Genomic DNA, 5,479 nt, shown 5'->3' with positions numbered 1-5,479 from the left:
TTGTCGAACAGCCGAAAGAACCGGTCGAGCCGCACATCGATGCTCGACGGCTGGATCATGTCGCGGTCGAGCGGCTCCAACCCGATGTGTCCGGCGTCGAGTTCGGCCCGGATGTCGCGGTCGCTCAGCAGCATGGGAACGAGGCTACCGGCTCAGTTACACTGGCTCAGTCGCCCGCAGGGGCAGCGCGCGGATGTAGTTCAATGGCAGAACTTCAGCTTCCCAAGCTGATAGCGCGGGTTCGATTCCCGTCATCCGCTCGGAGTGGCTGTTCGAGTGACTTCCGGTGTGTCACGCCCGTCTGCGTTGGAGTTCCTAGCGAGGATCCAGAAAATGTCGAACGTCGCCGAGTCATTGGAACGCCTTGTCGAGCTTCCGGGAGCACGATCCGCGGCTCTCGTCGACAGCAGTTCTGGAATGGTCCTGAGTCATGCAGGGTCAGATGCTCACCTCGAGATAACGGCGGCCGCCAACACTGAGGTGGTTCGCGCCCAACTGAAGTCGATCGGAACTCTGGGGTCGAACGACGCGATCGACGACATCCTCATCACCTTGAGCACGCAGTACGACATTGTTCGACCCCTGGCCGTGAACCCGTCGATCTTTCTCTACCTCGCCTTGGACAAGAACAAGTCGAATCTGGCCATGGCGCGCTACAAAGTGAGCGAGTGCGAACAGCAGCTCGAGCTGTAGCCCGTCCCGTCACCTGCCTCCGATGCCCACAAGTGGGGGTTTCTGTCGCGCCCATCGCCCGAAACCATGGAGTCCTCGACCCATTAGATGAGGATGCCGTCGCATGAGCCTTGAATCCCGACTCAAATCGGGTCTCCGTCGCTCCAAGACGGAACCTGACCGCCCGGACTATTCCGAGCCGGACTTCTCTGGGTGGGCCCAGAGGCTCGACGACTTCATCCCTGCGGCGCACGCCGCCCCGGCCGCAGCCGTTGCGGCCCAACCGGCAGCGGCGGCAGTGCCCGTGGATGTCGAGGTCGAGGTAGCACCCGCCGTTGAGTCTTCAAACGACCGTCCGAGTCTCGACGGGGTTCTCGCAAAGCTCCTGAGCTTCGACGGAGCAATGTGCGTCGCGGTCGTGGACAGTGAGACCGGGATGATCCTGGGCAAAGCCGGTTCCGGTGTTGATATCGATCTAGCGGCCGCGGGCGCCTCGGTGATTCTTCGCGCGCGACTCGGGAGCATCAAAGCTCTGGGCGGCGATGAACAGATCGACGACGTCCTGATCTCGCTGACGAGCCAGGTTCAGATCATTCACCCGCTGCCCCGCAACCCCACGATCTTTACGTACCTCATCGGAGACAAAGCCAAGTCGAGCCTCGCCATGGCGAGGTACAAGGCAGCCGAAGCAGATCTTCAGATTCAGCTGTAGGGCCCGCAGTAACCACGAGGCGAGGAAGCCGCATGACTATCGACGTCGAACACGTTGCCGGGGAGCCGCCCCCGGAGACGGTGGACTTTCCGGTAACCGTGGGCTGGACTCAAGCGGCGATGGCGGTCACGGCGGTTCTGTCGTTGAACACTCCGGTGCACATCCGGATGGTGATCGAGGGGCACGAGCCGCTGCTCATCGATTTTCGCCACCACGCGTTCTCCTGGTCCACTCCCCTTGAAGACTTCCCGGTCGACGCTGTTCATACGCGACTAGAGACCGTGCCGACCAGTGCTGATGATCCGCCGTACTTTGAGCTCCCCGGTCAGGATCTTGACGGGTTGCTGTGGGAGATGGGACTCAACTCCTTCGGTGGCGGGCCCGCGGTCTGGCTCTCGCCGGGCGAGCGCTACAGCCTCACTCGCTGGCCGAACCTGACGCAGCACTCGCACAATCTGCGCCAGGTGCAAATGATCGCGGTGCTCGGCAATGCGTATGCCAGTACGGCCGAGCTGGCCGCCTTCGCCGGCGTTGAGGTGTCGGAGGCCCAGCGCTTGATCAACGCGCTCAGCCTCATGCGGATTCTTGCGCGTTCGGCGGCTGCTCCTGCCGCGACGATGGCTCCCCAGACCGCGGCGGCCAAGCGCGACAGCCTCTTCGCTCGACTGCGCAAGCGGCTGGGGCGCTGACGCCGTGGCGGAACATGTCATCCTTTTCACGGGTCCCATGGGAGCGGGAAAGACCACGGCAATCCAGAGCCTCAGCGAGATTGAAGTCGTTCGGACCGAGGCGAACAATTCCGAACGGCACATCGTCGACAAGGCCACGACAACGGTGGCGCTCGACTACGGGGAGATTCTCGTCGGAGCCCAGGAAAAGGTTCGGCTTTACGGCATTCCGGGACAGCGGCGATTCAACTTCATGTGGACCATCCTCAAGAAGCGTGCCAAGGGGATGGTCTTGCTCGTCAACAGCGATTCCCCTGACCCCATCGGGGAGATGATCTTCTTTCTCGAAGAGTTCCGCGTGCTCTACGACCGCGGAGGGGTCGTCATCGGAGTCACCCGCGCCGACGTGATGCCGGGCCCGACGCTGGCCGAAATCTATGATGCCCTCGAGCGAACGAATCCGGGGCTGGTCATCCCGGTGTTCACGGTCGACCCACGCGTGCGCAATCAGATGCAGAACCTTCTGCTGACGCTTGTCGTCAACATCGAGATGCGCGCTGCTTTCGGCGTGCCTACGGTGGCGAGGTCAGTATGAGCACGGGACTTCACCTGAAGCCCGACGTGGTGGAGGCCGCGTCGACGCTGCTCGCTGAAATGAATGCTGCAACGAGTTCTCTCACCTACGCCGCGCTGCTGACCGACGACGGCTTCGACGTCGCCCGATTCCCGGTCAAGACCGACGGCGAGAGGTTCGCCGGAATGGCGAGCTCGATGCAGGCGCTCGGCGACGCCGTGACCCACGAACTGAACATCGGTGACAGCGAATACATCATCATCGCGTCGGGCAAGGGTCACGTCGTGCAGCTGCGGGTGCCGGGGCAAGAACTCGTGCTCTCTGCCCTCTTCGACAACGATGCGACAGTCGGACATGCCCTAGCCGTCACCCGATCGTTCGCGCAGAAGATGGCCGACCTGCTCGCATAGGGTGCACCGAAGGTTGCGATGGCGGCGTTGAGTTAACGTGGACCGTATGGCTGCTTTCTCCCCTGAGGTCGTCGCAGCGGTGCTCCACCACATGAACGACGACCACATCGAAGACAACGTGCTCATCGTGCGGGCGTTCGCCGACCGTGAGGTACGTGATGCGACGATGCACGATCTCGACGAGCAGGGCGGCATCTGGCACTACGAGTTCGAGGGTGAGCAGCAGGAGCTGCGTATCCCGTGGCCTGGTGCGCCGCTGAGCGAACGCGCGGAGATCCGGCGCGACATCGTCGCCCTCTACGACGCCGCGTGCGAGAAGCTCGGCGTCGACGCCCGGCCGCACTGACACGGGTTCCGGCCGTGCGCGCGCTGCTCCACTCGCCGAACCGCATCGTCGCGCTTGCGCTCGGCATCGCGTTCGCCGGCTACGGCCTGTTCTCGGTGCTCGCGGATAGGCCGCTGCTCGCCGCACTCTTCACGGTCGCCGCTACGACCCTCGTCGTCGGTTCGCTACTCGGGATCGCCCCCGCCCGCGGGGCGAACATCGTCATCGGAACTGCGTGGTTGGTCCTCGGTTACGCCGGGCTCTTCCTCGTCGGCACCGACTTCAACGTCGTCGGACTGACCGCTCTCGACGAGGTCGCACTCTTCGCGTCGGCGACTGTCCACCTCGCGGTCGGACTCGGTGCGCGCCGCGACACCGCGACTGCATCCGACGCTCCTCCCACTCTGTAGCGCGGAGACCGCCACGACGGGCGAACGCGTCTCGCGCCCGCCCGTCGTCGGCTGCGGTCAGTCGATCACGGCTGGTATTGGAGGATGTATAGCCCGCTGTCGCGGTCGGAGGCCAGCACGTACTTCTGACCGTCGGGGTGTTCGTGAACCTCGACACCCCAGAAGTTGTTGCCGCCGCCGTCGATGAAATGTCCCACTTCTTCGAGTCCGCCGGGTCCATAGCTCACAACCCGGAAGCCGGCCGCGTAGTACGAGATGTAGGCGAGGTTTTCACTCGGGTCGGTTGCCACCTCGTGCACGGAGAGATCGCCGAAACCTTCCGCATAGGCGGCGTCTTGGCTCTCGGGCACGAAGTACTGGTCGATGTCGGTCATCGTGTCGGTGTCGTACAGGTGCACGTAGCCCCAGCCGTCGAAGACGGCCTTGACGTCGACATCCTGACCCGTCGCTCCAACGGCCACGGGGATTGCGGTGCCGCCGGCGTCATCGCAGCTGTAGTCAGCCGGGACTCCGCCGGTGATGATGCGGAAGCCGTCGGTGCGTGAAACGAAGACCGCAGGGATGTCCGCGGTCACGAGCATCGACACGAGCGCCTCGCAGCCATCGACGCCGGTGCGGTTGACGACGATCGCACCCTCGTAACCGGCCGCCTGAGCGTTTTGCACCTTGACGGTGAAGTCGCACACGCCGCGCTCGATGACAGCGACCAGGGCTGTCGCCTCGGCGGGCGGGATCGTCGCCGCGTCGCAGGCGAGACCCAGGAATCGGGTGCCGCCGGTGAGGCTCGAGTCGGCATCGATCGCCGGCACGTCGGAGCCCTGCACCGCCGTGAACTCGGTGCCGTCCTCCATCGTGGCCGTCACCCGGTAGGGGTCGAAGTCCTCATCGGTGGCGATGAAGTACTCATCGTCATTCGTGAACTCCGCCTGATGTCCGTTGCCTTCCGGAGTGACCGACTCGCCGAACTGGGCACGGACGGGGTCGACGGCGTCGTAGTCGGTATCCGAGATGAAGACCGGGTTGGCCGGGTCGTCGACGTTGAGCTTGGCGTAGCCGCCATCCCAGTACGAGACGAGCATCGTCTGCACGCCGTCGATCTCCTTGACCACCATGTCGTGGAGGAACACGGCGTCGCCGTGTACCTCGCCGAGCGGCTGTGCCGTCTGCTCGTCGAGCGACGTCTCCGAGATGAGCACAGGCTTCGACGGGTTCGTGATGTCGAGGATGTCGATGTCGGTCTCTTCGAGGTCGTCGACGAGAACGGCGTATGCCTTGTCGCCGTCAGTCCACATCCGAACGGAGTGCGTCTCATTGGACTTCGTCTGCGCCTTGCCCGGCACGCTGAAGTCGCCGGCGCCCTCCACCAGTTTCTTCGGATGAGTCGGGTCGGTGACGTCGACCAACGTAATTCCCCCAACGCCGCGCGTCTCACCCGGGCAGATCTCGTTCTGGTACGCGAGCACCTCGCCCTCGAAAGACGCGGTCTCGAGGTGGATGACCTGCGACCCCTCTCCGCTGAACGTTCCTCGGTGGCTCGGGATGAGCGTGACCAGTTCCGGCGCGGTCGGGTCGGAGATGTCCACGATGTAGACGCCGCCGCGACCGCATTCGGGTTCCCAGAACGCGGTGAGGTAGGCGTAGTTGCCGTACGCCGAGACGTCGGCGATGCGGCCCGGCTCCTCCATTCCTTCGAAGATGTCCAAGTTGC

General features: G+C 63.9%; 9 protein-coding genes and 1 tRNA gene. 8 read left to right on the top strand and 2 right to left on the bottom strand.

Annotated features, from left to right (window positions below):
* Positions 1-134: dCTP deaminase domain-containing protein (locus RMO30_RS11850; protein ID WP_397427934.1), on the bottom strand; the 134-nt coding region annotated here is incomplete at its 3' end.
* 55 nt (positions 135-189) lie between these two features.
* Between RMO30_RS11850 and RMO30_RS11845 the strand changes: the two genes are divergently transcribed.
* From RMO30_RS11845 to RMO30_RS11810, 8 genes are all read left to right on the top strand, one after another.
* A tRNA-Gly gene (locus RMO30_RS11845) sits at positions 190-260 on the top strand.
* 73 nt (positions 261-333) lie between these two features.
* A complete protein-coding gene (locus RMO30_RS11840) occupies positions 334-693 on the top strand; it encodes a hypothetical protein (protein ID WP_309713706.1) in 360 nt (119 codons plus the stop codon).
* A 283-nt stretch (positions 694-976) separates the two neighbouring features.
* Positions 977-1,384, top strand: coding sequence for a hypothetical protein (locus RMO30_RS11835; protein WP_309713704.1), 408 nt, complete (start codon positions 977-979; stop codon positions 1,382-1,384).
* Positions 1,385-1,416: 32 nt separating this feature from the next.
* The gene (locus RMO30_RS11830; RefSeq protein ID WP_309713701.1) at positions 1,417-2,073 is read left to right on the top strand and encodes a hypothetical protein; all 657 of its coding nucleotides are present in this window, start codon (positions 1,417-1,419) and stop codon (positions 2,071-2,073) included.
* Between the two features lie 4 nt (positions 2,074-2,077).
* Positions 2,078-2,647: an ATP/GTP-binding protein gene (locus RMO30_RS11825; protein WP_309713698.1), complete on the top strand. Its 570-nt coding sequence runs from the start codon at positions 2,078-2,080 to the stop codon at positions 2,645-2,647.
* Positions 2,644-3,036, top strand: coding sequence for a roadblock/LC7 domain-containing protein (locus RMO30_RS11820; RefSeq protein WP_309713695.1), 393 nt, complete (start codon positions 2,644-2,646; stop codon positions 3,034-3,036). The genes RMO30_RS11825 and RMO30_RS11820 overlap by 4 nt, the downstream gene beginning before the upstream one ends.
* Before the next feature lie 46 nt (positions 3,037-3,082).
* Entirely contained in the window at positions 3,083-3,382 is a 300-nt protein-coding gene (locus RMO30_RS11815) for a DUF2470 domain-containing protein (RefSeq protein WP_309713692.1), read from the top strand.
* Positions 3,383-3,396: 14 nt separating this feature from the next.
* Positions 3,397-3,771 (top strand): DUF4383 domain-containing protein, encoded by a 375-nt coding sequence (locus tag RMO30_RS11810; RefSeq protein WP_309713690.1) that lies wholly within the window; start codon positions 3,397-3,399, stop codon positions 3,769-3,771.
* 65 nt (positions 3,772-3,836) lie between these two features.
* On the opposite strand, the gene RMO30_RS11805 is transcribed toward RMO30_RS11810, so the two are convergent.
* A partial coding sequence (locus RMO30_RS11805; protein WP_309713688.1) for a PA domain-containing protein occupies positions 3,837-5,479 on the bottom strand: 1,643 nt, incomplete at its 5' end.

Origin of the sequence: Pseudolysinimonas sp., assembly GCF_031389465.1 — a bacterium.
In the GTDB taxonomy this organism is placed as follows: Bacteria; Actinomycetota; Actinomycetes; order Actinomycetales; family Microbacteriaceae; genus Pseudolysinimonas_A.
Note: the sequence above shows the minus strand (reverse complement) of the source record. Positions and strands in the feature narration are given on the sequence as shown.

Bases quoted from the DNA above. Each gene is read 5' to 3' on its own strand.
- RMO30_RS11840 (WP_309713706.1), top strand. From the start codon at position 334: ATGTCGAACGTCGCCGAGTCATTGGAACGCCTTGTCGAGCTTCCGGGA.
- RMO30_RS11830 (WP_309713701.1), top strand. From the start codon at position 1,417: ATGACTATCGACGTCGAACACGTTGCCGGGGAGCCGCCCCCGGAGACG.
- RMO30_RS11820 (WP_309713695.1), top strand. From the start codon at position 2,644: ATGAGCACGGGACTTCACCTGAAGCCCGACGTGGTGGAGGCCGCGTCG.
- RMO30_RS11815 (WP_309713692.1), top strand. From the start codon at position 3,083: ATGGCTGCTTTCTCCCCTGAGGTCGTCGCAGCGGTGCTCCACCACATG.